Annotated in this window: 19 protein-coding genes and 4 pseudogenes; 5 read left to right on the top strand and 18 right to left on the bottom strand. The window is 36.0% G+C overall.

The window, feature by feature from the left end; translation table 11 throughout:
• Nucleotides 1-55: 55 nt before the first annotated feature.
• Together BN2458_RS01420 and BN2458_RS10680 are read right to left on the bottom strand one after the other, a co-directional pair.
• Nucleotides 56-1,447, bottom strand: a complete 1,392-nt coding sequence (locus BN2458_RS01420) for a sodium-dependent transporter (protein WP_058122018.1) — start codon at nucleotides 1,445-1,447, stop codon at nucleotides 56-58.
• Nucleotides 1,448-1,534: 87 nt separating this feature from the next.
• Nucleotides 1,535-1,845 (bottom strand): annotated as a pseudogene (locus BN2458_RS10680) (GtrA family protein).
• Between the two features lie 123 nt (nucleotides 1,846-1,968).
• On the opposite strand from BN2458_RS10680, the gene BN2458_RS01425 reads away from it, so the two are divergent.
• Genes BN2458_RS01425 through BN2458_RS01435 form a run of 3 tightly spaced genes read left to right on the top strand, consistent with a single transcriptional unit; the run spans nucleotide 1,969 to nucleotide 6,690 of the window.
• Complete coding sequence (locus BN2458_RS01425; protein ID WP_161594474.1) at nucleotides 1,969-2,862, top strand: BspA family leucine-rich repeat surface protein; 894 nt, start codon at nucleotides 1,969-1,971, stop codon at nucleotides 2,860-2,862.
• Nucleotides 2,863-4,653, top strand: coding sequence for a BspA family leucine-rich repeat surface protein (locus BN2458_RS01430; RefSeq protein WP_058122019.1), 1,791 nt, complete (start codon nucleotides 2,863-2,865; stop codon nucleotides 4,651-4,653). It begins immediately after the preceding gene.
• A complete protein-coding gene (locus BN2458_RS01435; protein WP_052082185.1) occupies nucleotides 4,654-6,690 on the top strand; it encodes a BspA family leucine-rich repeat surface protein in 2,037 nt (678 codons plus the stop codon).
• Here BN2458_RS01435 and BN2458_RS01440 read toward each other — a convergent pair.
• The 6 genes from BN2458_RS01440 to hypA all read right to left on the bottom strand — a co-directional run bounded on the left by BN2458_RS01440 (nucleotide 6,679) and on the right by hypA (nucleotide 9,392).
• Nucleotides 6,679-6,864 (bottom strand): hypothetical protein, encoded by a 186-nt coding sequence (locus tag BN2458_RS01440; protein WP_034343508.1) that lies wholly within the window; start codon nucleotides 6,862-6,864, stop codon nucleotides 6,679-6,681. The two genes, BN2458_RS01435 and BN2458_RS01440, sit on opposite strands and share 12 nt — an antisense overlap.
• Before the next feature lie 164 nt (nucleotides 6,865-7,028).
• Nucleotides 7,029-7,190: a glycosyltransferase gene (locus BN2458_RS10685; RefSeq protein ID WP_082628724.1), complete on the bottom strand. Its 162-nt coding sequence runs from the start codon at nucleotides 7,188-7,190 to the stop codon at nucleotides 7,029-7,031.
• A complete protein-coding gene (locus BN2458_RS09815) occupies nucleotides 7,165-7,308 on the bottom strand; it encodes a hypothetical protein (protein WP_156407270.1) in 144 nt (47 codons plus the stop codon). Before BN2458_RS09815 ends, BN2458_RS10685 begins: the two co-directional genes overlap by 26 nt.
• A gap of 36 nt (nucleotides 7,309-7,344) precedes the next feature.
• Nucleotides 7,345-8,490 carry a lipid-A-disaccharide synthase gene (gene lpxB, locus BN2458_RS01445; RefSeq protein ID WP_034343498.1) on the bottom strand — a complete coding sequence of 382 codons (1,146 nt, stop codon included), beginning with the start codon at nucleotides 8,488-8,490 and terminating at the stop codon, nucleotides 7,345-7,347.
• Nucleotides 8,483-8,974, bottom strand: coding sequence for a hypothetical protein (locus BN2458_RS01450; RefSeq protein ID WP_064504548.1), 492 nt, complete (start codon nucleotides 8,972-8,974; stop codon nucleotides 8,483-8,485). Before BN2458_RS01450 ends, lpxB begins: the two co-directional genes overlap by 8 nt.
• A 13-nt stretch (nucleotides 8,975-8,987) precedes the next feature.
• Entirely contained in the window at nucleotides 8,988-9,392 is a 405-nt protein-coding gene (gene hypA, locus BN2458_RS01455) for a hydrogenase/urease nickel incorporation protein HypA (protein ID WP_052082182.1), read from the bottom strand.
• Between the two features lie 85 nt (nucleotides 9,393-9,477).
• Here hypA and ispG point away from each other — a divergent pair, with 85 nt between their 5' ends.
• Together ispG and BN2458_RS01465 are read left to right on the top strand one after the other, a co-directional pair.
• Nucleotides 9,478-10,542 carry a flavodoxin-dependent (E)-4-hydroxy-3-methylbut-2-enyl-diphosphate synthase gene (gene ispG / locus BN2458_RS01460; protein WP_034343497.1) on the top strand — a complete coding sequence of 355 codons (1,065 nt, stop codon included), beginning with the start codon at nucleotides 9,478-9,480 and terminating at the stop codon, nucleotides 10,540-10,542.
• Between the two features lie 13 nt (nucleotides 10,543-10,555).
• Nucleotides 10,556-11,794 (top strand): glutamate-5-semialdehyde dehydrogenase, encoded by a 1,239-nt coding sequence (locus BN2458_RS01465; protein ID WP_034343495.1) that lies wholly within the window; start codon nucleotides 10,556-10,558, stop codon nucleotides 11,792-11,794.
• Nucleotides 11,795-12,216: 422 nt separating this feature from the next.
• Here the strand turns inward: BN2458_RS01465 and BN2458_RS01470 are convergent, their stop codons facing one another.
• From BN2458_RS01470 to gatB, 10 genes and pseudogenes are all read right to left on the bottom strand, one after another.
• Complete coding sequence (locus BN2458_RS01470) at nucleotides 12,217-12,639, bottom strand: hypothetical protein (protein WP_034343493.1); 423 nt, start codon at nucleotides 12,637-12,639, stop codon at nucleotides 12,217-12,219.
• Nucleotides 12,640-12,909: a hypothetical protein gene (locus tag BN2458_RS01475; protein WP_034343491.1), complete on the bottom strand. Its 270-nt coding sequence runs from the start codon at nucleotides 12,907-12,909 to the stop codon at nucleotides 12,640-12,642. It abuts the gene before it with no gap.
• Nucleotides 12,910-13,085: 176 nt separating this feature from the next.
• Complete coding sequence (locus tag BN2458_RS01480; RefSeq protein WP_034343489.1) at nucleotides 13,086-13,841, bottom strand: Abi-alpha family protein; 756 nt, start codon at nucleotides 13,839-13,841, stop codon at nucleotides 13,086-13,088.
• Nucleotide 13,842: 1 nt separating this feature from the next.
• Nucleotides 13,843-14,258 (bottom strand): annotated as a pseudogene (locus BN2458_RS01485) (class I SAM-dependent DNA methyltransferase); the annotation flags it as partial.
• 321 nt (nucleotides 14,259-14,579) lie between these two features.
• Nucleotides 14,580-15,020, bottom strand: a pseudogene (locus BN2458_RS10690) (TaqI-like C-terminal specificity domain-containing protein); the annotation flags it as partial.
• Nucleotides 15,021-15,212: 192 nt separating this feature from the next.
• Nucleotides 15,213-15,854 (bottom strand): annotated as a pseudogene (locus BN2458_RS10250) (TaqI-like C-terminal specificity domain-containing protein); the annotation flags it as partial.
• A 53-nt stretch (nucleotides 15,855-15,907) separates the two neighbouring features.
• Nucleotides 15,908-16,594, bottom strand: coding sequence for an NYN domain-containing protein (locus BN2458_RS01495; protein ID WP_058122021.1), 687 nt, complete (start codon nucleotides 16,592-16,594; stop codon nucleotides 15,908-15,910).
• 134 nt (nucleotides 16,595-16,728) lie between these two features.
• Nucleotides 16,729-19,506, bottom strand: a complete 2,778-nt coding sequence (locus BN2458_RS01500; protein WP_034343190.1) for an Eco57I restriction-modification methylase domain-containing protein — start codon at nucleotides 19,504-19,506, stop codon at nucleotides 16,729-16,731.
• A complete protein-coding gene (locus BN2458_RS01505) occupies nucleotides 19,503-22,715 on the bottom strand; it encodes a helicase-related protein (protein WP_081951477.1) in 3,213 nt (1,070 codons plus the stop codon). Before BN2458_RS01505 ends, BN2458_RS01500 begins: the two co-directional genes overlap by 4 nt.
• A 216-nt stretch (nucleotides 22,716-22,931) precedes the next feature.
• Complete coding sequence (gene gatB, locus BN2458_RS01510; RefSeq protein ID WP_011115638.1) at nucleotides 22,932-24,356, bottom strand: Asp-tRNA(Asn)/Glu-tRNA(Gln) amidotransferase subunit GatB; 1,425 nt, start codon at nucleotides 24,354-24,356, stop codon at nucleotides 22,932-22,934.
• Nucleotides 24,357-24,440: the final 84 nt, after the last annotated feature.

A 24,440-nucleotide genomic window follows, 5' to 3' on the forward strand; every position in this document is an offset into this window, starting at 1 on the left:
TTTAGCCCGCTTTGATAATGTCGCTTCGCATAGGATTCCTTTATGTTTGATGCCATTACTCGCTAAAGAGAAAGGTTGCAATATTTTTTCCTGTGAAAAATTCCACACTCACCGCTACAAGTATCATAATAGTAATAAGTGGCGCAATGTAGCGCATAATGATATACCAAAGAGTAAAAGTGAGTTTATTAAAAAAATGCGCGGTATATGCTTGTAATTGATTTTTTGGCACAGCCCAACCAATAAAAATAACTGCTAAAAGTCCCCCAAGTGTCATAATTACATTTGCAGAGAGAAATTCAACGCTATCCATAAGTGTTTTGCCACCAATAGTAAGATAATCCGCCATAGGCGTGCAAATGGAGCAAATGATAAGCATACCAAGTGCGCTAATTGCTCCAGCAATGCTCCAAGTCGCCTTTGCTCTGCTCCAATGGTAAGTTTCGCATACATACATAACGGCGGGTTCAAGGAGTGAAATCGCAGAGGTAATGCCTGCAAAACTAAAGGCAATGAGGAATAAAAATGCGATGACATTGCCCCATATACCAAGATGAGAGAGCATAACAGGTAAAGTTATAAAGATAAGTCCAGCATCCCCTCCTACTTCACCATTATATTCATATACAAATGTAAAAATCATAAGTCCAGCCATAATAGCGATTAAAATTCCAGATAGCACTACCCAAAGTGCGCTTTTAAGGAGATTTTGATTGCTTTGTGAGGAAGCGGCATAAGTGATGATGATACCTACCCCGAGTGAAAGCGAGAAAAACACCTGCCCTAGAGAATCAATAAATACATTAAGCGTGAGGGCTTTTTTTGCTTCATTTATATCAAAGCTCAACATAAAATGTAATGCTTTGCTAAAAGAATCCATACTCATAGCATAGAGCAATAAGCCAAAAAATATAATGAAAAGAAGCGGTGTGAGGATAAGATTCAAAGCTTCAATACCTTTTTTAACACCGCGAGAGATAACTAATGCAGTGATTCCCATTACAAAAAGCAAACCAAGCGTTTGGGGCACAAAACCATTTGTATAGAGAGTATTAAAAATTGTTTGTGAATCTTGCATATTTTCAGGGAGATTAAAACTCACCATAAAGAGATAGTAAAACACCCAGCCTAGCACGATAGCATAAAAGGATAGGATAATAGGACCACCAATAAGCGTAAAACCAGCTAAACGCCATTTTTTACTTGAGCTCACATCAAGATTTTCATAGCTTTTGACAGCATTAGCGCCCCCCCCCCCCCTGTTCCCAATAAGCATTTCGCCAATAAGCATTGCAATGCCAAGTGAGAGTGCCAAAACCAAATACAAAAGCACGAATGCACCGCCGCCATTTGTCCCTGCCACATAAGGAAAACGCCAAATATGCCCTAAGCCGATAGAGCTTCCAAGTGCGGCGAGAATAAAACCAATTTTGCTAAAATTATTCATTAGTAGCCTTTGTTGTTGTATGTGAGTCAATGTTATCCGCATTCTACTTGTTTTTTTGTTAAATATGGTTGAATGGGGGGTTTAAAATCAGCGATAGATAATAAATTGCCGCATACCAAAATTAAATACAAAAGCTATACCTGTGGCTAGAATCTTGCTTATTATTTCATAGAATCCAAGCCATTGCACGCATACATAAAGCACAGCTAGATTAATGACTAAGCCCCCAAAACTAACAGGTATATAAGAGAGCTTTCTTTAAGCAATGAGTGAGGGGAGTGATGAAAAATAAATTTTTTTGCAAAAAGAAAATTCCATAGGGTAGCGATGACAAAACTTATCGCTCCTGCGAAAAGATAATATATGCCAAAATAATAAAAGCACAGAAAAAATATCAACCAATTTTAGCATTCGTTTATGAATCTGCCTTAAAGTGCGTTTGAGGGCAGAATATGCCAAAACTATTTTTTGATATAATCAAGCATAAAAAGTGCGCAATTACCAAAATAAAGGAGGGCAAAATGAAAAGATTATTGTTTATGGTGATGTTTGTAATAACGAGTGTATTTATATGGATTGGCTGCGAGGATTCTCAAAAACAAAGTATTAAGTATCACCCAAAAGATAGAGCGGAGCTTGTCAAACTTATCAATGATGAAAATGTGAATCTAAGTGAAATTGATACAAGTGCTATTACTGATATGAGCTATCTTTTTGCTCGTTTTAGCACAGAACAATGTTATGACGTATTTGCAGAGTTTTTTAAACATATAGAATCTTTTGTGATTGTCGCTACTATGGAAAAAGCTGCACAAAAAGGGGATAAGTGGATTCCCACAGAAGCGGATAAGCAGACTATCAAAGATAATCTTATAGTGCAATGGGAGACAGAGAGGGAGAAGTGCATTCATAATGCGAGAGAAAGAGTAGATTTTAGCGGGATAGAATCGTGGAATGTAGCTAATGTCAAAGATATGAGCTATATGTTTGGTGGTGTAGAGAACTTTAATGAGCCTTTAGGCAAGTGGAATGTGAGCAGAGTGCAAAATATGCGCGGTATGTTTGGTAAAACTGCATTTAATCAAAATATACAATCGTGGAATACTGCAAGTGTGGAAAGTATGAACGCGATGTTTGCTAGAAGCACGTTTAATCAGCCACTTAATAGCTGGAATGTGAGTAAAGTTAAGGATATGTCTTTAATGTTTTTTGAAACATCACATTTCAATCAACCTTTGAATGATTGGGATATTTCGCAAGTAGAGGATATGAATTTTATGTTTCAAAAGGCTAAGAGCTTTAGTCAAAACCTTGAGAGTTGGGGCGAGAGGCTTAATCCTCAAGTGCGAACATATTTGATGTTTGAAGATTCATTTTTGCAATCAAACCCACCCAAATGGTATAAGGAGGATTAAATGAAAACATATCAATTCTTATGCGCTCTAGCGACATTAGGTGCATTATTGTGGAGTGGCTGTGAGGATAAATATCGCCCACAAAATGAAGAGGAACTCTTAAAGCTTGTGCGCGATAAAAATGTAAAGCTCAATAAAATTGATACAAGTGCTATTACAGATATGAGTTTGCTTTTTGCTCAGCTTAGCCCTGCTGTATGTAAAGGAATCCAGCAAGAGCAAGAGTTATCAGAGCTAGATAAAAGAATTTTGCTTGTATGTCGCTATCCTTATGTAGAACGTGATTTTAGCGGAATTGATACTTGGGATACGAGTAATGTAGAGAATATGCAAGGTTTGTTTTTGAATAATCAAAGCTTTAATGAATCTCTTAATGCTTGGAATGTGAGTAAGGTTAAAGATATGCTCGGTATGTTTCAAGGGGCAAAAAATTTCAATCAGCCTTTGAATACTTGGAATGTCTCACAAGTGCAACATTTTGATTATATGTTTGCAGACACGCGAGCTTTCAGCCAACCATTGGACAAATGGGATTTAAAGAGTGCAAAATCTTTGGAGGATATGTTTTCTTTTGCTGCGAGTTTTAGTCAAAATTTAGATTCGTGGCAGGTTGAGCATATAGAGGCATTTCATAATAATCGTTTTGGCTTTGATAAATATTATGCACGAGAGGTTATTTTTTGGGACTCACCTATGGTGGCAAACTTGCCTATTTGGGCAAAAGAGCCTAAGCCTCCTTATCCTCACACACATAAGCCTAAAGATAGAGCCGAGCTTGTAGCGATTTTGAGCAAAAAGTATGAAGTCAATGGTGAGTTTTATGAAGTCCCTTTGAGTGCGATTGATACGAGCGCTATCACAGATATGAGCTTTCTTTTTGCAAATTATGAAGGTTGTGATTTTTTCTTAACATTACTTAAGGATTCTAAGGCAGTTGAGAATTGCGAAAGTAGTATCAAATATAGAAAGGATTTTGAGGGCATAGAACAATGGGATACCTCAAAGGTGATAGATATGAAATATATGTTTTATGGCAGTGAGAGGTTTAATCATTCCATACAATCGTGGAATGTTTCTAAGGTAGAAAATATGCGCTCAATGTTTCAAGGGGCAAAAAATTTCAATCAACCACTAAATGCTTGGCACACAGCGAGTTTAAAAGAAATGGTATATTTATTTAGAGATGCAGAGCAGTTTAATCAGCCCTTGGATAAGTGGGATATTTCTCAAGTAGAATCTTTAAATAGTGTATTTGCTTATGCTAAAAATTTTAATCAAAATATACAATCTTGGGATACTTCAAAGGTGATAAATATGGAAGATTTATTCGAAGGTGCGCAAGCTTTCAACCAACCATTAAATAATTGGAATGTAAGCAAAGTGCTTAATATGGAGGCAATGTTTGCCGATGCTAAAAGCTTTAATCAACCCCTTGATAAATGGGACACAAGTAGCGTCAAAGATATGAGCAGTATGTTTAGCGGGGCGGAATCTTTTAATCAACCTTTGAATACTTGGCAGGTAGGGAATGTCTATGATATGCGCTCAATGTTTGAGCGGGCAACAAAATTCAATCAGCCTTTAGTCAAGTGGAATGTCAGCAATGTTTATAAAATAAATTATATGTTTGTAGAAGCAAGTCATTTTAAGCAAGATTTAAATATGTGGAATATAAATATATGGAATATATTGGAGCTAGAGGGGATACCCTCTTATGTTTTTGAGGGTTCGCCTTTGCAATCAAACCCACCCAAATGGTATAAAAATCTCGTAGGGCAAAAGAGAGAATAAATGAAAAAGCTTTTATATATGACAATGTGTGCCATAATGAGCGTGTTTATAAGCAGCTGCGGGGATTCTAAAGGAGATTCTCAAAAGATAACATATAAATACCACCCAAAGGATAGGGCGGAACTTGTCAAACTTATCAATGATGAAAATGTGAATCTAAGCGAAATTGATACAAGCAAGGTTACAGACTTTAGTTTTTTGTTTGCGCGTTTGGGTGAGGAATGCGATGACACACTTGGGTGGCATAGAGAGGATTTACTCACTCCACATTTAGAAAAATGCAAAAATACAGGCATAAAGCGATTGGATAGCATTCACGCAATTAAGAAACAAATTTCAGACATTGATTCACAGATTCGCAAGATAGAATCTGCGCTTGAAAAAGAGGAGCAGTGCAGGAGTGATTTTGAATCTTTTATCGCTCCTAAGATTCAAGCGAAGATTAAATCCAAAGAGGGATTTTTTGATGAGCATAAAAGAGAGTATGTCAAAAGAAAAACTTTAAATGACAAGGAGAGAGCGCAAGTGCGCGATGAGGTTATTAAAGAAAATAAATCGTGCATTTTTTTAAAAAATGTGGAGGATAAAGAAAGGATTTCTTCGCTTAAGGAGCAACAGGTCAATTTGGAGGAGCAATTAAGTCATTTAATGGAGAAGCTAGGCACGATTACGCATTGGGATACGCGTAATGTCAAGGATATGAGTTTTGTTTTTGCCGGTGGATTTGCGTGGGAATTACTAAGGGATAAAGAGCAGAGTAAGGTAGAGTTATACTGGGATACGCACAGTGTGGAGAATATGCAGGGAATGTTTTTTGAAAATTACGCGTTGAGCGAGGAATTACAAGAGTGGGTTACACATTTTGATGTGAGTAATGTCAAAGATATGAGCTATATGTTTTATCGTAGCAATTTTAATAAAAATATTAATGCGTGGAATGTCAGCAGGGTAGAGAGTATGGAGGCGATGTTTGCGCAAAATTTTAGCTTTAATCAGCCCCTTGATAAATGGAATACAAGTCGTGTAAAAAATATGGCAGAGATGTTTGTATGTGCGCTTAGTTTTAACCAAAATATACAATCGTGGAATGTGGGCAATGTGGAGAATATGAGCTATCTTTTTGGGGGATTGTGCGCAGTGGATTCTACTTGCGCTTTCAATCAGCCCTTAAATGCGTGGAATGTCTCTAAAGTGCGCGATATGAGCGGTATGTTTATTTTTTTGCGTCAATTTAATCAACCCTTAGACAAATGGGACACGCGTAATGTGGAGAATATGAGTGGTATGTTTAAAGAAGCAAGTAGCTTTAATCAACCCCTTAATACTTGGAATGTGAGTAATGTCAAAGATATGAGTTATATGTTTGAGTATGCGGAATCTTTCAATCAACCATTAGATAAGTGGAATGTCGGTAATGTAGAAAATATGCAAGGAATGTTTGCGGATTCAGCCTTTAATCAGCCTATCAATAATTGGAATGTGCAAAAGGTAGAGGATATGAGTAAAATGTTTCATTCACGAGTTTTCAATCAACCTCTTGATAAATGGCAGGTAAAAAGCCTTAAAAATATGCAAGGAATGTTTAGCGAATACTTTTTGCAAAATATTGATTCTTGGGAGATTGATAGGACTAAAGTGAAAACCGCAGATGCGTTTTCTCCAAACTCTGCCTTTGTGCCAAAGTGGTATGGAGAGGATATTATAAATGATGAGGAATTGGCAGATGAGGTTTCTTCTTGCTTTGAATTCGGGGTAGGGTGTGAGGTGGATAAAGTGAGCTTTGAGCTGCCTTTTAAGGAGAATAGTATAAAGTTTTTTAAGGGAGACAAACAAGGCAATTTTGCGCGTATTTGCCTGCCCTATGCGGAATATAGCGATGAGAAGCGCGCAAAGGATATTTATGAACATATCTCTATGTGTTTAGATTCTATAAAAGTGCGAGAATCTAAGATGATGACACTGCATTTTGATGGTATATATCGTGCTACCCATATTGGAGAATGCGAAACTTTAGATTTTCCTCACTCACAGCCCTAAAGATGTAAAAATAAAATCTACCGCGTCCTCTCCTGTGAAAAACTTTATACTTACCGCTACAAGTATCATAATAGTAATAAGTGGCGAGACAAAGCGCATAATAATATACCAAAACGCAAAGGCAATATCATTAAAAAAATGTGCAGTGTATTGTCGTAATTGAACTTTTGGCACAGCCCAGCCGATAAAAGTAACTGCTAAAAGTTTTGGGTATTCATTGGGATCATATTCTAAAACCGAATCTTAAGTAAGTAGGATATCGCCACTAGCCACTGTAATATCTGTGCGTAGGGCTGCACCTTTGCCTTGATTGTGTGAGTGATATAAGATTTTAAGGTTTAGGCATGCGGTATATTGTTTTGATTAGATTCAGTAGATTTTAAATCTTGAAGTATTTCTATTGTGCCATCAGTGCTACAATCATCAATAATAACAATTTCTTTATGATAGGCAATAGTAACATTTTTACACGTTCTAAAATATATGTAATGGTGCGAGATTCATAAAATAAGGAATAATAATTGAGAGTGTAGGAAGATGTGAATCTTCTACATTACCATTGGGGGCTAGAGAGATTGTGTGTATCCCCCCCCCCCCATTGTCTAAAAGCAAAGACATAAAAACTCCTTATTGTTTAGTGTGATTTATATTCCCTCACAGCTCGGGTTTATCCCCTTTCAAAAGGCACGTGATGAGGGCGGATACTTTCTCTGCACTGCCGTGTTTTAGATACTCCCTAAGCTCCTTTACCTTAGCAAAAAATGTTCCGGTATGTGTATCACCATACGCCTTAAGGAGATTAAGTGCGGTAAGGTTGCTTTGGATAAGTTCTGGGTGGATTTGCTTCGTGCCAATGTGCGAGTCGCCATCAGTATAGTGCAAGGCATTGTAAAGGATATTAGCAATCCCTATGTGCTGCAATCGCACAAATGCCTTAGCAAACATTATATCCGTGCCTCGTGTCTTATATCCAAGCACAAGAGGAGTGCCAATGAGTGTGGCTTGAAGCGTGGCAGTGCCCGAGCAAATAAAGGCAAAGCTAGATTCATAAAGTGCGGCATTGGCATCAAAGCTAATCTCAAAAATATGTATATCGCTACCATAAATCTGTGTTAGGGCTTGTTGGTTAAGATTCTTAAAATGTTCAGGGATAATAAGCACCTTAGGATTTGGAAGCTGCTTTGCAACTTTGGCAAAAGTAGGGAAGATTCTTTGAATCTCGCTCTTGCGACTGCCGGGCATAAAGGCAATCTTGCCATCTTCTAGTGGTAGTGGCTTATCTTTGAATTGTGGAATCTCATCAATCAGTGGGTGTCCCACATACTGCGCTCTTTTCTCTTCTAGCGCGTGCGGATACATAGCGAGTTCAAAAGGCAAAATAGCACAGAGATAATCACACACTTTTTCTATGTGCTTTGCTCTCCAAGGCTTCCACGCCCATACTTGTGGCAAAGTATAATACACGATAGGCACTTTTGAGCCATTTTTCTTTAAAGCTTTTGCGATTGGGAGATTGAAGCTTGAGCTATCCATAAGCAAAATGACATCGCAACTTTCTGCAAGTCTTGTCATTTTGTGAATGGCTTCCTTAAAAAATGCGATTTTTTTCATCACATCTAAAAAACCCATAACCGCGAAGTCCTTCAAAGTGTATGTAGGCTTTGCGTCATTAAATCTTTCAAATACGCTTGGTTCAAATATCCCGCACACCCGCACAGAAGTATTGAGCTTTTTAGCTAGGACTTGCAAATGGATATTTGCACTTGGCTCACACGCACTGACAAAAAGCTTCTTATTCATATTTACTCTTTGGTGTAGATTCTATAGAATCTGTAGTGTCTGTTTGTGGGCTACTAGCAGGGTGGGTGGATTCTGTATAATACTCTTGCGTGATGAGTTCGAGTTGATATTCACTTTTTAAATCGCGTAATTCAACGCGCAGTTTAGAATTTTCTAATTCAAGTTCATTGATTTGTGCCTGAAGTGCGTTTTGCACTTCATTATTAGAATCTTGTGAATCTTTGGACACTTGGGCTTGTTGTTGCTCCAATGTGCGGATTGCATTTTGTGCTAGGGTAATATGCTCTCTTAATTCTTTGAGCTTGGCTTTAGAAGTTTTAATCTCTTCGTGATATTGTGCGACTTCAAGGCGCATTTTTTCTCGCTCATTTTCAAAAAATCCTACAATATCCCAAAGGTTTTGTGTTTGTGGATTGTATTTAAGAAGTTTTTCAAATGCTTGTTCATCAATTTTTTGAGCTAATGGCTTATCTTGTGCATACATAAAAATCCTTATTCTAAGATGATGACATCATATAAGATTCTTGAGTTTGTATAGAATCTTGTATATCTTCTATGTCAAGTTCAAGGTTAAGAAGATGTAATTCTCTGCCTTGCGTGATGATTACCTGCTGACTTCGACAAAAAGGACAAGTGCTATATGTGAGATTTTCTCCACTAAAGTCGCGTTCGCAAGATTGACAATGTAAGACAACAGGTTGATATTCTATCTCAATATTCGCATTTTTACAAAGCGGAGATTCTAATCTAAAAGTCTCAAATGCACTTTTTACAAGCGCACTATCTACGCCACTACGCTCACCAATGGCAATACGGACTTTCGCAACAGAAGTAGCATTATGCTCTTTTGCGTGAGTTTCACATATTTGTATGAGTGAGGCGACAATAGAATATTCGTGCATTTTTATCCTTAGATTCTATAAAGTCATAGGTATAATTTTACCCAAGAAGTGCTAAAATAAGCAAAAATTCACAAAGGGATTTGGAGTGCAGAGGGTAAAAACAAAACAAATTTTCGTAGGAAACGTGGCAGTAGGCGGCGATGCGCCCATTTCTGTGCAAAGTATGACTTTTAGCAAAACTTGTGATATAGAGGCGACAAAAGCACAGCTTGATAGATTGTATTTTGCTGGGGCTGATATGGTGCGTGTGGCAGTGAGCGACCCAAAAGACGCGGCTGCACTCAAAGAGCTTAAAAGTGTTTCGCCCCTGCCACTTATCGCGGATATTCATTTTAGATACAAATTTGCCCTTATCGCAGCAGAGAGCGTGGATTGCATTCGTATCAATCCGGGCAATATCGGCTCAAAAGATAGAATTAAAGCTGTGGCAGATGCGTGTAATGCACGAGGCATACCTATTCGTATTGGTGTAAATGGTGGGAGTTTAGAAAAACAATTTGAGGAAAAATATGGTGCAACTCCTAAAGGTATGATTGAATCTGCGTTATACAACATCAAGCTTTTAGAGGATTTTGGATTCACAAATATCAAGGTTTCGCTCAAAGCAAGTGATGTAGAGCGCACAATGGCAGCATATAGAATGCTTCGTCCTTTAGTAGAGTATCCTTTTCATTTGGGCGTTACAGAGGCTGGGACTTTGCCGCATTCTATGGTAAAAAGTGCTATGGCACTTGGTGGGCTGCTTATGGAGGGCATTGGCGATACGATGAGAATCTCCATAACAGGTGAGCTTGAAGAAGAAATTAAAGTCGCGCGCCTCATACTTCAATACAGCGGACGACAAAAAAGCGGGGTAAGTATAGTGTCTTGCCCTACTTGTGGGCGCATTGAAGCAAATCTTGTCAAAATGGTGCAAGAGGTAGAATCTCGCATTAAGCATATCAAAACGCCTTTGCAAGTGAGCGTAATGGGCTGTGCTGTCAATGCTTTGGGTGAAGCTAAACACGCAGATATTGCCATTGCTTTTGGAAATAAAGATGGGCTGATTATTAAAGGTGGCAAGATTCTCTGCAAACTCAAAGAAGACAAATTACTTGAGCGGTTTATCGCAGAAGTAGAGGAGCTTGCCAAACAAAGAGAAGAAGCATAAGGGAGGAAGCATAATGCAAGATATACAAGCAATGCTCATATCTGCAAAGCGTAGTGCAAGGATATTAGAGCAATTAAGCGATAAAAAAAGAAATGCAGTGCTAGAATCTATGGCAGATGAGATAGAATCTCAATGCGAAATAATATGCGAAGCAAATGCTAAAGATATGAGTGCGGCAGAGCATCTTCCTCTAGCAATGCGTAAAAGATTAGAATTAAATAGTATAAAAGTGCATTCTATGGCAGATTCTATGCGTGATATTGCAAAGCTTCATTGCAGTGTAGGGCAGGTGATAAAGAGCTGGAAAAACAAGGCAGGATTAGAGATTACGCAAGTGAGTGTGCCGCTTGGTGTCATTGGTGTCATTTATGAATCTCGCCCTAATGTTACAAGTGATGTAAGTGCATTGTGCTTTAAAAGTGGGAATGTGTGTGTGCTCAAAGGTGGCAAAGAGGCATTTCACTCAAATGTGGCAATACTTAAAGCATTGCATAGTGCATTAGAGCAGCATTCACTTCCTAAAGGATGTGTGAGTATGATAGAGGATACTTCACGTGAGGGAATATTAGAATTTGTCAAAATGGATAAGTATGTGGATTTGCTTATACCACGAGGGGGTGAGGGATTGATTGAATTTGTCAAACATAACGCAACAATTCCTATCATCAAGCACGATAAGGGCGTGTGCCATACCTATATCCATAAAAGTGCGGATTTGGATATGGCACTCAATGTTGTGCTCAATGCAAAGTTAAGCTATCCCGCCGCGTGTAATGCGTGTGAGTGTATCTTGCTTGATGAGGTGCTTGTAGAGGGATTCTTACCGAAATTGCTTACAAAATTAAGAGAAGCAGATGTGCGTGTAATGTTTGAAAATGAAGTATGGCTCAAAAATTGGGGCATTGCAGATGATGGCTTAGCTGATTTTAGCAAAGAGTGGGGCGATAAGATTCTTAATCTTAAAGTTGTAAATGGAATTGATGAAGCCCTAGAGCATATTGCGCACTTTGGTTCTGCGCATTCGGAATCTATTATCACTCAAGATGAAGTGATAGCACAAACTTTTATGCGTGAGGTCGATGCGGCGTGTGTATATGTGAATGCTTCTACACGATTTAGCGATGGTGGAGAGTTTGGCTTTGGTGCGGAGGTGGGTATTTCTACCTCTAAACTTCACGCTAGAGGTCCTATGGGTATAGAATCTTTATTAAGTTATAAATATTGTATTACAGGCAATGGACAAGTGAGGTAAAATGGGAATCTTAAAAAAACAATGGAATATTTCGTGGCTTAATTTTACTCTGCTTTGTGCTACTTTTTTAAGTGCTGGGTTGGCATTGCGGTATGTGCGTATGTTGTGATAGGGTAACCTGTCTAAAAGACAGGTTTGACGCATTCCTTTAGCTTTGATATTTTAAAAGTAGAAGTTATCTATTTATTATGTATGTAAAATCATTGTATCCTCCTTAAAAGTAAATTTTAAGAAGTGTGTTAGTGAGAAATAATTGCGCATTTTGGATTCATTGTTTGCTCCTTTGTCTTTTGTGTCGGTATTGTAGCATATTACTTATAAAAATCTCCTCATCTGTGTGAGATTATACAACGCATACGCTAATGTATCAATTTGGGATTGAATGCAGAAGTGCCAAAATGAGAATCTGTGGGTTTGAGGAGTTAGGATTTTCTATGGTTTTTAATATTGCCTAACTTAACAATAGAAGTAATAATTGCTGGAATAAGTGAGAGCCAAGCATTGGGCTTATCATTTATGACAAGATAAGCAAATATTCCTAAACTCCCAAGAATAAAAATAGCTGCCGTTATAGCTCCTAAGCCTTGCAAACTATAAAACCAACGCATATCGCTTAATCTATTTTTTTGTTCTTGCCTTTCTAATTCAAGGATTTCTTTATCTATTTGCATTTTATGTTCAGCAGTTTTTTCAAGCAAATTCATAGCTCGTTGTGCTAAAGGTTCGGGGAGTTTGCCTATTGCGTTAAGTTCATTTTCCATAAAAATATTATTTTGTATATTTAATTGATTTTGTGGGTTTGTATCGTTTGGTAGATTATTTTTTCTTACAGGCTTCTTATTCATTTACAAAGCCTTAAGTTTTGTTCTCTGTTCTTTATGGTTTGTATTAATTTGTTTATAGGCTTGTATTTGTTTTTGTTGAATCTCTTGTGCAATTTGTCCATAACTTTTTGGGGTAGTGGGTGAGGGTGTGGCAGAAAACCCATTAATATAGCCTTCAGTAAATCCATCAATAAATGAATTTGCGTCAGAATCTTTTTTATAGGATTTATAAATCAAAAAGCCTATACCAGCAGTTAAAGCACCAAATAAAAACCATTTTAATTCTTTCATTGCCGCATTACCTCTTTGTATTTTGCAATATTACAATATTTTAACATATTTAAATAATAAATTCGGTTATTTCTCTATAATCTTAATTTCCTCATTGGTGGGATTATATAATTTATACACTAATTTATCAATTTGAGATTCCAAAGTGGAGGCGTAAGCAGTGGATTTTATAAAAACTAACATTTTAAAAATTCTTCACATCTTTTACTAATACAAACTTCTGCAAAAGCTTTTCCGAAAGCATTAAATTCAGTTTTATAAAAATATTTGCCCACGCTTTTGTAATTCTCGTGCTGTTGGTTTTTAAAAATTTCTCGTCCTTGTGTTGAGTTTTGCAAGACTAGATTGCCATCAATCTCAAAAAATATTTCTGCTGTTTGATAAAAGTTACCAGTTAATAATCCTAAAAGGGTGAGATGATTTTTGTAGATAGCGAAAAATTCTTTGTTAATATGATGTGAAATTTCAATATATTCTTCTTCATATATGCCATTCTCATTAGCTCTCATATAGTAAATGCAATCAATAGAGAGATACATTTTTAAAAGTGTTAAAATTTCCGCTTCATCTTTAGAAATTTGTTCTAGAATTTTAGGAAATGCAGGACTCAAGAATCTTTGTTTTGTCTTATCCACTGAATTTCGTAAAATATTAAAAAACATTTCACCCAAAAGCGTTTCATCTTGATGTAAAGCTAAATTTTGTAATGTTGGTATAACAATATTTGGTTGTGCTTTGATTCGATTATCTTTTGATACATCATTTTCTATTCTTGTAATCCATTTTCCAAATCTGTCATTAAGTGTTTTTGTGGGATAGTAAATTGGTGCAAGAATAAGTTTGGCAATTTCGCCCAATGTTACACCTGCTTGTTGTGCTGATGGTTGCAAAATATCCTTATATGCTTCTGTTAAATCAAAATTGATAGCCATATCACTCCTTATTTTCTATGGTTTTTATCTCCTCATTGGTAAAATTATACAACTCATACACTAAATTATCAATCTTACTTTCAAATTCTAGGCTATTGAAATTTTTATCCTTTGCTTTGTTTTGTAGAATCTCATCAACTAAAGCAATGATTTGATTCACGATTGTTTGGTTTGCTTTGGTGATTTTGGGTATTGGGAGTTTTAAAAGATTATTTGTTTTTAACTCACCTTCAATACCTCCTCCCATATAAAATTCACGCATAAGAAAATATACAAAAGAAGAGTTTAAAAACCCTGTAAGATATTTCATATCACATTCTTTGCCTGTAATGAGATTTGCGGGAGCTGGAGCAAAAAGCCTTTTTCCTCATACACAAAACAAGATTCATTTGCCATTATGCAAGGATAAAGAATCTTACCTTGCGCGTTTTGATGGAATCCGCTATGGCACAAGAAGCGAATCAAAAAATTGCGTATATAACGATAAATTTTATCAATTATTTCTGTTCTCTCTCTCTCTCTCTCTCTCTCTCTTGTTGATAATTCAGATTCAATTAAGTTTATCTCATTTTCATTTAATCCATAAGCTTTATAAACCAAGGAATCAAGGCGAGATTCTAAATCGGCTACGCTAGAGTTAGAATCTGCTTCTTTAGATTCTAAAATCTCACTTGCAAGATTTTCAATCTCTTTTAAAAGTGTAGAATCTATTTTATGAGTTTCTACCACAGGTAATTTTTCTACAAAGATTTTGCTCATTTCATAACCACTTGCACCTAAGGTTGCTCCAATTTGTTTAAAATACCAAAAGTTTGTTTTAGAGTTGAGAATCGCAGTTAGATAGAGTAATCTATTTTTATCTTTAATATTATCGCTTAAAATGAAACATTTTTGATTAGTAAAAAATCCTTGCATATCAAGATAAGCAATAAATTCCTTTGCCATATTTGGATAGATAATCTTGCCTTCATATTGCTTTTGTGGCACTTTAAGTCCCTCACAGAATTTAAAGGCTTCTTTTAACTCTAATTCAAAATTTTTACAAAGCGACTTCACTAAAACAATAAATTGAGATTCCACACAGGCAAGAAGCAGGTAAGCTAAACTATATTTGCCCCCCCCCCCATTACTTATTAGCTTTATTTCTTCATCATTTAAGCCATAGAGAGAGAAAACCATAGAATCAAGGCGAGATTCTAAATCTTTAAGTGTTGCATTTTGTTCTTCTTTTGATAAGGGGGAGGGGTTTGAATTAGGCGAAGTCGCTCCCTCCCCCTTATCTATCCCCCACCCCGACAACGCCTTTGAGGTTTGCACTTCGTGCGTTTTTATTGTATTGTAATGAGGATATACCTCATTGTTAAAATTTTCTAAAGACTTTTTGCATTGAATAATCGCATTTACAATTTTGCTAAATTCTGCTTCTTGGCTTTGAGTAATTTTGGGGATTGGGAGATTTTCTAAAAAGGCTTTTTTGTAGCGATAGCCACTTTCTCCTAATCCCCCTCCTGCATAAAATTCCTTAAAGGCAAAAGTGCAAAGCTTAGAATGTAAAAGCCCTAAAAGGTATTCTAGGGAGCTTTTAAAGTTTTTATTACCACTTAAAATAAAGCTTGTTGCTTCTGCATAGAAATACCCAAACTTAAACTCACCATTGTCTAAATAAAATTGTGGCTCTCTAACTATTTCACTATATACGATTTTAGGTTTGGCAAATTCGTTAAGGTAAGAATCTTTCGGGTTATTATCAAGTTCCAACCAATGATGTTGTCCTAAATAACCTTTGCCTGTATCAACTTTATTGCCTCTCGCATATCTGCATTGTCCTCTCGCTTGGAGTTTATCTTTGTGTTGTAAAAGGTGATTATAAATTATTGGATAGTCTTTTTCTAAATATTTATGACTATCAAATTTTGCTAATATTATCCACAATCCCGCCCACTCATAACTATATCTCTTAATATCTCTCCCACGCAAAATAGGCTTAATCAGTTGCGCAGTGCGCTCCTTTTCTGTGAGGTAAATAACACCTTTGTCTCTATCAATGCGTGAGTTTATATCTTTCATTATAAGCTGCTTTGGATTTTTAAAGCATTAGAAACCTCAAGGAGACTTTTTTCTCTTATAATATCACTATGCTTTTTGAGTTTATCTGCAATCTTATATCCCTCTTTGAGACTTGCAATGACTACTTCCAAACCATTTGTTCTTGCGCATTTCAAAGCGGGGATAATATCTGTATCTTTGCAAAATACCATTGCTTTATCAGCTAATTTTTGATAGGCAATATGGGATATATCAAGTCCTAAGAGCATATCTACTTGTTTTTGATTAATTATAGGTTTGCCATTACTATCAAAGCCAGAGAGTTTTAGCTCTCCTAATCGCACAGCAAAATAATCCTCAAAAGCAATATGTTTTACAAAATCAATAATCTTTTGTCGTATCTCGCCCATAGAGTTGTTTTTATGTTCATTGTATTCAAGGATTTTTTTAAATATTTCGGGATTCTTTTTCTTGTATCTACTTAATTCTTTATTAATCTCCTCATCTGATAGTGGCAAAGCGGTATAAAAGAATATTTTGCTGATTTCTTCTTTGTCTATATCAATAAATTGCTTAATCAAAAAAGATATATTTGATACATTGTTATAGTTGAAAGTAATATTTTTTCGTTCTTTGTGCGTTCGTTGAATATTATGAATATCTAAACGTAGATTTTCCCAATCAATAAAAACTACTACTTTTTTCATAATAACCCCATTAAACTAAAAAACCTACCTTAATCCCTGATTGCACCGAATTAAGTAATGTGCAACACTGCGGGGGATTAAGGTAGGTTTTAGCATAAATTATATAATATAAATACTTATATGAGCCTTAATTTTTAATCTAATGCGTGATTTGGGTCATACTCACTCAAAGGAAAAGGTTTTAGAGAATCTGCACTATCATCACACGCATTTAAAATCTCCTCACGCTTTTTAGAATCAATGATAAAGGCTTCATTATAGCCTGTTTTGATACCATAATTTATATTTATATCCCAATCCTTTAGCGGTGTGCCGATGGCTTCAATCTTAGCTTTAAGGGCTGTAATTTCTGGGCTTGTGAAAATAAAGGAATCCGTGCTTAGGGAATCTTGGGGGATAAGCCATTGTTTGTTTTTAATTACTTCGCTTATATCATTGTCTTCTTTTGTGAAACTTAAAAAGCATAAAGCATAGTTTTTGTTTGGCATATATTGCAGAGTAGTGATAGCTGTATCTACTTGGGCGGATTCAAAGATTTTCACACCATTAAAATCATAATGTGAATCAAGTTTAAAATCAAGGATAAACTCTCTTAAATTTTTTCCATATCCTGCTCTGCACCATTTGTTACTTGTAATAAAGCTTAAGAATCCTTCATTTTTTAATAAATCTAAACTTTTAACATAAAAGTAAGTGAAAATATCTGCGCTTGAATTGGCAAGGTTGTAGGATTTGCCTTTAAATTTTTCAAGTTGAAAGTTTTGAAACGCATTAAGTAGAGATTGTTTATTAGGAATCTTTTCTTGTCTAATATACGGCGGATTGCCAATGATTATATCAAAGCCCCCTTGTGCGAAAATGGGTGCAAAAAAGAAGCGATATAAAAAAAGCTTGTCGGTGTGGAAGTTATGTTCTTTATAATCTTTAAAGAGTGTGTTTAAATCGTGTTTAAAAGATTCGTATTGAAGTATTTTTTCTTGCTGTTTATCTCTTTCTTTTGGCTTAGATTTTGGATTTGCCTTTATGCTTTGAATATTCTCATCAATTTGCTTGATACGCTCATCAAAGGCTTCTTTCATTATCGCTAAAATCTCTGCTTTGAGTTGTGCTTTTTGTGCATTTGGCTCATAGTATTGCAGAAAAAGTGCTTCTAGCTTATGAGTTTGTGATTTATCAAATAAAGACGCATTGGCATTGCTCGTTTTCCCCCAAAGGTCTTTTTGATGTTGTGGTGCATTCAAATCACTTGGAATAATTTCAATGCCATTAATGCTTTCTATAAGAGCATTGCCCTGCATAAATTTAAAGTCAAGGTTTGGAAGTGGGCTAGGTGTATCCTCATCTACGGCGATTGAGAGCCAAAAGCGGAGTTTTGCTATCTCAATCGCATCAGCATCAATGTCTATTCCATAGATTTGCTGCTCTATAATCTCGCGCTTATATCTTGCTAAGTCTTGCTTTTGCAAAGAGGGGTTGAGTGTGTGCAGAGCTTCTAGTATCTCGCTTAGCATTCCCATTGGGAAAGCACCACTTCCAATAGCTGGGTCTAGGATTTTAAGCGATGTGATAGCTTGTGTTAATTGTTTCGCATTTTGTGCAATAAAATCATCGCTTTGTTTATAAAAAATAAAGTTATAGAGTGAATCTTTGTGTGCGTGTGGAGATTCTGTATCTTGTGTGAGGTGAGATTCATCGTGCAAGATTCTCTCCTGTAATGTGCGGGTTAGGACATTTTTACACATAAAATGCACAATTTCTCTAGGCGTGTAAAAAGCCCCACTTGATTTATTATAATCAATGAGGTTTTCAAACACTTTGCCTAGCATTTCTGGGTCAATACCGATTTCTTGATTATCTGGGGTGGATTCTTCAATCGTAAAATTATAGTTTTCAAATACATCAAAAATTGCTTTAAAATCAGTATTTTCTAGGCTTTGTGTAAGGACAAAATCTCTTTCTATGCCCTTACCTTGCTTGTCTCTATACTCTTCAAAAAGCCCACCATTAAGGAATGGAATCTTACAATCAAAGTGGGGTGAATAGTCATTTTTACGCTCTGTATTAAGTGTCTCAAAAAATAAAGGGCAAAGGTATTTTGTATAAAAAAATTCATTATTTTGCGTGGCTTTGATAAAAAGTGAAAACAAAAAGTTTTTATCGCCCTCTCCATAAGAAGCATTTTGTGCTACGCCTAGCCAACCCTTTTTTTGCAAAAAGTATAAAAACACAATGCGCCCTAGAAGTTTTTTGACAAAAGCATTGACTGCTTTTTCTCCATTTAAACCCTCATAATTATCTAAGATTTTTAAAGTGGCTTGATTTTGACATAATTTTTGCGATAAATCTTTATAAAGCCTTTCATAATCTCTATAAAATTCTTTACTTATAGGTTCTGTGCTAAAAGCTTCTTGGAGATTTTTTAAAGTTTTTTCTTTATCTAAAAATCCTTGAAGTTGTAATTTGGCTGTTTTTGTCTTTGTATTTTCTCCTAGTGTGAAGCTTTGTCGGCGGAGATTTGAAAAGGTTGTTTTGTTTTTTTCATAATCAAAACCTTGTGTTACAAGACTTAGTCTAAATTCTTTGCTTTCATCATAAAAAACTGCAAGCATTGCGTTTATTTCTGGTTGATTTTTGATGATTTCAGCGATTTCTTTATGGAGGGTGATTTTGGCATTAATTGATGTTGTTTTAAAGGCATAGATGCTTAAACTTTGTGAATCTAGGGTGATATTTTCACACATTTGTGAATAGGCGGTGATAATGCTATTATGCTTATCATAAGGAGTGCGTTGCTTGGTTTTTATGTCAATATCTTTTCCAAAAGATTCTATGATGAAGTTTTGAAAATGTTCGTGCTTATAGGCGTTATTAAGAAAAATATCTAAAGTTTTTGAAGATTCTACTACACTCATTTTATCCCCTTTGTTAAGTGAATTGTCGTAATGCTAATTTGGATTTGAGGTTCTGTGTGGGTGGCAGAATCTATTGTGTTATAATCTTGCTCTTTGCTAGTCTGCAAATCTGCATTTGGGGCAAATTTTTCTTTGATGACAAGGACTTCTCTTGCAAAATCCGCACTATTTTTAGCCTTTATATTGATAGTCTCTTTAGTAAGCTGGGGGTGTCCGTTTTTTATTAAATCAATAAGATTTTCCTTCACTTGCGAATCTAATTCTTGGCAAGAATTAATTTTACTGATAGCTGTTATTTCTTGTGGTTTAAGCTCTTTTTTTGTTGGATTAGGCGTATTGCGGGATTTTAGAGATTGCTTATAGGATTGCATTGCACTTTGGATATGCGTATAATGCACGCTCATATCTGCATTTTTGAGAGGACAAGATTCTAAATGTGCTTTCAAAAAGTCTGCCATTTCATAAAAATCACATTCTTGTGTTTGTGGCTCTTGGAGTAAGTTTTGGCTTGGCACAATATGATATGGATAAAAGTGTGCGTGATTGTGGCTAGAAATGTGGCGAATATAAGCAAAACTTTGAGTTTGATGAGATTGTATTATCGTGCGTGATTTAAGCGGGAGATGCTCTATCCTATCAAATTCATCTTTGTGATTTTTGTAGAAATCTTGTAATGCTTTTTTGTATTGTGAATCTTTGCTTGTTTCTTGATTGTTTTTATCGATTTGAGAATAGAGATTTTTGCTCCCTACAATCTCTTCATCATCATAAATTGCTGAATCTTCCCCTAATGTATAGTGAAAGCTTTGCAGTTTGCCCGAGGCAATAGAGTTTATATTGATAATCTCATCGGCTAAATGCGTAGGCTTGAAATTATAAATATGGATTTTTTCAAAGCTCGTGCCTATACGATTAATGCGCCCTATTCTTTGCATTAGCCTTGTGGAATTATAAGGCGTGTCATAATTAATAATAATATTTGCACGATGAAGGTTAATTCCTTCTGCTAATGTATCGGTTGTAATGATGATATTAAACTCATCTTTTTGTTTCTCTTGAGGATAGTTTGCGTCAAAATTTTCTTTAATTTTTTGCTCGTTTTCTTCACGATTACTTGCATCAATTTGTAAAATTGTATATGCAATAAGCTCTTTAGCAAGATATTTTGCGGTTGTCGCTGCTTCTGTGAAAATCACTATTTTTTGTGATTGTGGTAGATATTTATCTAAAGAATCTTTGAGTTTATCAAGTTTAGAATCTCCTTGTATATTCTCCCACGCATTGAGTAATTTTTCTAGGGCATCTCTATCATTTTGTAGCTTTTGATAAAAATCATTCTTAAAATGATGAGATTGTAAATGTATGAATTTATCTTCCTTTTTCTCTAAGAGATTCTGCAAGTCCTTATCATTATCTGATAATACAGCCTCATATAGCTTTTCTCTTGAATTATAGCCCTTTGGGAGTGCGATGGTGCCCTCGCTAAACATTGCAATAAGGGCATTGTGAGATGTGATTTGATTTTCAAGTGTGGCTTTAAATGCGTCTATGCTTGAATCAAATCGTTTAAATAGAATCTTTTGGATAAGCACACTCAAACGCTCTGCTGTGTCATTATAAAAACCTTTGCTTTTTTCATCTTCGCCATATTGTGATAAAAACTCCTCTTGTCCATCTTGGGTGAGATTTGGGAATATAAGATAACGCACATAGGAAAAAGTGCCTATATTGTTGTGTTTCTTTGAGAGAAAAGCAATTGTTTCTTTTGCAAGATTATGTGAGTTAGAATCTAAATCATAAAGCAAATCTTTAGGGGGTTCAATTTTTGGAAAAGTGAGATTTTGCTTTTTCATATCATCTTTATAGAGTAGCTCTATATCACCTCTAGTGCGGCGAATCATAATATGAGACAAAAGCTTATCGCGTAAGGTGTTGGCAATATTTTCTAGTTTTTTCTTTTCTTTATTTTGTGCAGATTCTTTTTCTTGTATGGATAAATTTGTGTTTTGGTTGATGATTTTTAGCTCTTTCATTGAGTTTTCAAATTTTGTTTGAAGGTCGCTAAAAAATTTTTCTAAGTTGTTTAAGCCTTCAATGAGAGAATTTCGCCTATTGCAAAAAAGATAGACTTGATTTGCTAAGTCTTTTGGAGAGTTATTTTGAGGAGTGGCGGAGAGGAGAATAATTTTTTTATGTGCGCCATTAAATGGAATCTTGCAAATATTTTCAAGCTCTTTGTAGCGGTTTGAAGTGCTGGAGCGAAAATTATGACTTTCATCAATAATTATAAGCTCTATATCCTCTCTTGTTTCTTTTGGGATTTTATGCAAGCTATCGTGAGTATAAATTTCATAATTTGCAATATTTATATCATCAAAATGTTTTTTCCACGATTTCTTAACGCTCGGTGGAGCAACAATGAGAATCTTGCCCTTAAGATTGTCTATGCGGCATTTTTTAGCGATGACAGACGCGATAAGTGTTTTGCCAAGCCCAACAACATCTGCAAGAAAGAATCCATTGTATTTTTTAAGCTTTTGCAATCCTTCCTGCACGGCGTGTATTTGATAATCATACGCGATATAGTCCTTAAAAAGAGCGGGAATTTCATTATCTTTCACCAAAAAGTCTTTGCCAAAATGCGTTAAAAGGAGCTTGTAATAAATATCTTTTGGGCTTAAAATTTCTAGGTAGCTTTGTTTTACACATCTATTAATGTCTTCTATGCTAATCTCTATGGAATCTTTCCATAGTCTTTCAAATTCGTTCAATGCAAAGCTTACATCTGCTTCATCTTTGCTTAAGAGATTGACTTCATAATTTTTCTCTAAGCCATTATGCGTGAGATTGGAGCTGCCTACGATAAGATAACCATTATAAAGGTTTATGTTGCCTGTATGGCTTTGTCGTGGTTCTTGCGTAAATAGATAGAATTTCGCGTGGCAATTTTTATCGCGCACAATGCGCATTTGAATCTGTTTGGATTCTAAGGCGACTTTTAGGGATAGGATAGAATCATCTACATTTTTATCATAATCTTCTTTTTCTAGTGCTTCTTTTTGATTTTGACTCCAGAGCGTGCGGAATCTATCCTTTTGAAAAGTGTAATCTAAGCCCTTTTGTGAAAGCTCATAAATGAGGCTATCTACATTAAGCCCCACTAGAATGCGAATGCTTTGAAATCTCTCATAGCCTCCTCTTTCTTGCAAAAGTTTATGTAAATGAATAAAGCCACTTATACGAAAAAACCCAATAAGAAAGCTTAGATTCTGCGTGTTGTTATCACTTAGAGCATTTTTGAATTGATTGAGAAGTGTATTTTGACCTTGATTTGTGGTAAATTTGAGATTTTGTGGGTATGTAGAAGAATTTTCTCTATCCCCCCCCCCCGCTAAAAGCTATAATATTCTCTTCCATTGTTCATACTACCCTAATTTTTCTTTTAAAAGCTCATTTACCCTTGCTGGATTTGCGCCTTTAGAGTTTTTCATCACTTGCCCGACAAAGAATCCAAAGAGTTTGTCTTTGCCACTTTTGTATTCCGCGACCTTGTCGGCATTAGCGCTTAACACAGATTCTATAACTGCAATAATTGCGCCATCATCATTAATTTGGGCTAATCCCATAGAATCTATGAGGCTATCTACATCGCCTCCTTTTTCCATAAGCACATCTAAAATTTCTTTGCCACTTTTTCCGCTGATTTTGCCCTCCTCAATGCGTTTAACAAGTGTGGCTAAAGTTTTAGAATCCACCCCACAAGTTTGCAGTGTATTTTCACCCTTTAATCGCCCTAAAAGCTCTGTAGTAAGCCAAGTAAGAGCACCTTTTGCGCTCGCACCTTCTTCAAGCATAGATTCAAAATAAAGTGCAAGCTCAAGGCTACTTGTAAGCACACCTGCATCATAAGGCTTAAGTCCTAAGGTATTAATATATCGCTCCCTTTTTTCATCGGGCATTTCTGGAATCTTCACTCCCTCACGCATAAGATTCTCATCAATAAAAACAGGCAAAAGGTCAGGGTCAGGGAAATAGCGATAATCAGCTGCCTCTTCCTTGCCACGCATTGAACGAGTAATGCCTTTGGCAGTGTCAAAAAGACGAGTTTCTTGCACAACTTCGCTTTGATATTTTCCCTCTTCCCAAGCTTCAATTTGTCTCTCTACCTCATATTCAATCGCTTTTTGGATAAATTTAAAGGAGTTAAGATTCTTAATCTCTACACGCGTATAGAGTTTGCAATCTCCTTTGGGGCGAATAGAAACGTTTGCATCACATCTAAAGCTTCCTTCTTGCATATTTGCATCGCTTATGCCAAGAAATCGCACAATAGAATGCAGCTTTTTAAGATAGGCTATTGCCTCATCGGAACTTCGCATATCGGGCTCACTCACAATTTCTAGTAGAGGCGTGCAGGCACGATTTAAATCTACTTTTGAATAATTATTTTCGTGGATATTTTTACCTGCATCTTCTTCAAGGTGCGCACGCGTTACACCGATAGTTTTTGTTTGGTTATTACATTCAATTTCAATACTTCCTCGTCCTACGATAGGAATCTCAAATTGACTGATTTGATAGGCTTTTGGCAAGTCTGGGTAAAAATAGTTTTTGCGTGCAAAGACAGAGTTTTGATTAATAGTCGCATTAATCGCAGTGCCAAAGGAAATCGCCTTTTTTACCGCTTCGCGATTAAGCACGGGGAGTGCGCCGGGTAGCCCTAAGCAAGTGGGGCAAACATTTTTGTTAGGCTCATCACCAAAGCTTGTTGCGCAAAAGCAAAAAATTTTTGTTTTGGTATTGAGTTGGACATGCACCTCTAAACCGATAATCGTTTCATACGCTGACATTTTCATAGCCTTTTGTGTTGAAAATATTGGAATATAAAATGCTAGTATAGGCTAAAGCCGATAAAAAATTTATAAATTTTTAAC

Source organism: Helicobacter typhlonius (genome assembly GCF_001460635.1).
Lineage (GTDB): Bacteria > Campylobacterota > Campylobacteria > Campylobacterales > Helicobacteraceae > Helicobacter_C > Helicobacter_C typhlonius.

What these genes read in the sequence shown, in the direction of transcription:
- BN2458_RS01420 (WP_058122018.1), bottom strand. Translation starts at nt 1,447, where the DNA reads ATGAATAATTTTAGCAAAATTGGTTTTATTCTCGCCGCACTTGGAAGC.
- BN2458_RS01425 (WP_161594474.1), top strand. Translation starts at nt 1,969, where the DNA reads ATGAAAAGATTATTGTTTATGGTGATGTTTGTAATAACGAGTGTATTT.
- BN2458_RS01430 (WP_058122019.1), top strand. Translation starts at nt 2,863, where the DNA reads ATGAAAACATATCAATTCTTATGCGCTCTAGCGACATTAGGTGCATTA.
- BN2458_RS01435 (WP_052082185.1), top strand. Translation starts at nt 4,654, where the DNA reads ATGAAAAAGCTTTTATATATGACAATGTGTGCCATAATGAGCGTGTTT.
- BN2458_RS09815 (WP_156407270.1), bottom strand. Translation starts at nt 7,308, where the DNA reads ATGTCTTTGCTTTTAGACAATGGGGGGGGGGGGATACACACAATCTCT.
- lpxB (WP_034343498.1), bottom strand. Translation starts at nt 8,490, where the DNA reads ATGAATAAGAAGCTTTTTGTCAGTGCGTGTGAGCCAAGTGCAAATATC.
- BN2458_RS01450 (WP_064504548.1), bottom strand. Translation starts at nt 8,974, where the DNA reads ATGTATGCACAAGATAAGCCATTAGCTCAAAAAATTGATGAACAAGCA.
- hypA (WP_052082182.1), bottom strand. Translation starts at nt 9,392, where the DNA reads ATGCACGAATATTCTATTGTCGCCTCACTCATACAAATATGTGAAACT.
- BN2458_RS01465 (WP_034343495.1), top strand. Translation starts at nt 10,556, where the DNA reads ATGCAAGATATACAAGCAATGCTCATATCTGCAAAGCGTAGTGCAAGG.
- BN2458_RS01470 (WP_034343493.1), bottom strand. Translation starts at nt 12,639, where the DNA reads ATGAATAAGAAGCCTGTAAGAAAAAATAATCTACCAAACGATACAAAC.
- BN2458_RS01475 (WP_034343491.1), bottom strand. Translation starts at nt 12,909, where the DNA reads ATGAAAGAATTAAAATGGTTTTTATTTGGTGCTTTAACTGCTGGTATA.
- BN2458_RS01480 (WP_034343489.1), bottom strand. Translation starts at nt 13,841, where the DNA reads ATGGCTATCAATTTTGATTTAACAGAAGCATATAAGGATATTTTGCAA.
- BN2458_RS01495 (WP_058122021.1), bottom strand. Translation starts at nt 16,594, where the DNA reads ATGAAAAAAGTAGTAGTTTTTATTGATTGGGAAAATCTACGTTTAGAT.
- BN2458_RS01500 (WP_034343190.1), bottom strand. Translation starts at nt 19,506, where the DNA reads ATGAGTGTAGTAGAATCTTCAAAAACTTTAGATATTTTTCTTAATAAC.
- gatB (WP_011115638.1), bottom strand. Translation starts at nt 24,356, where the DNA reads ATGTCAGCGTATGAAACGATTATCGGTTTAGAGGTGCATGTCCAACTC.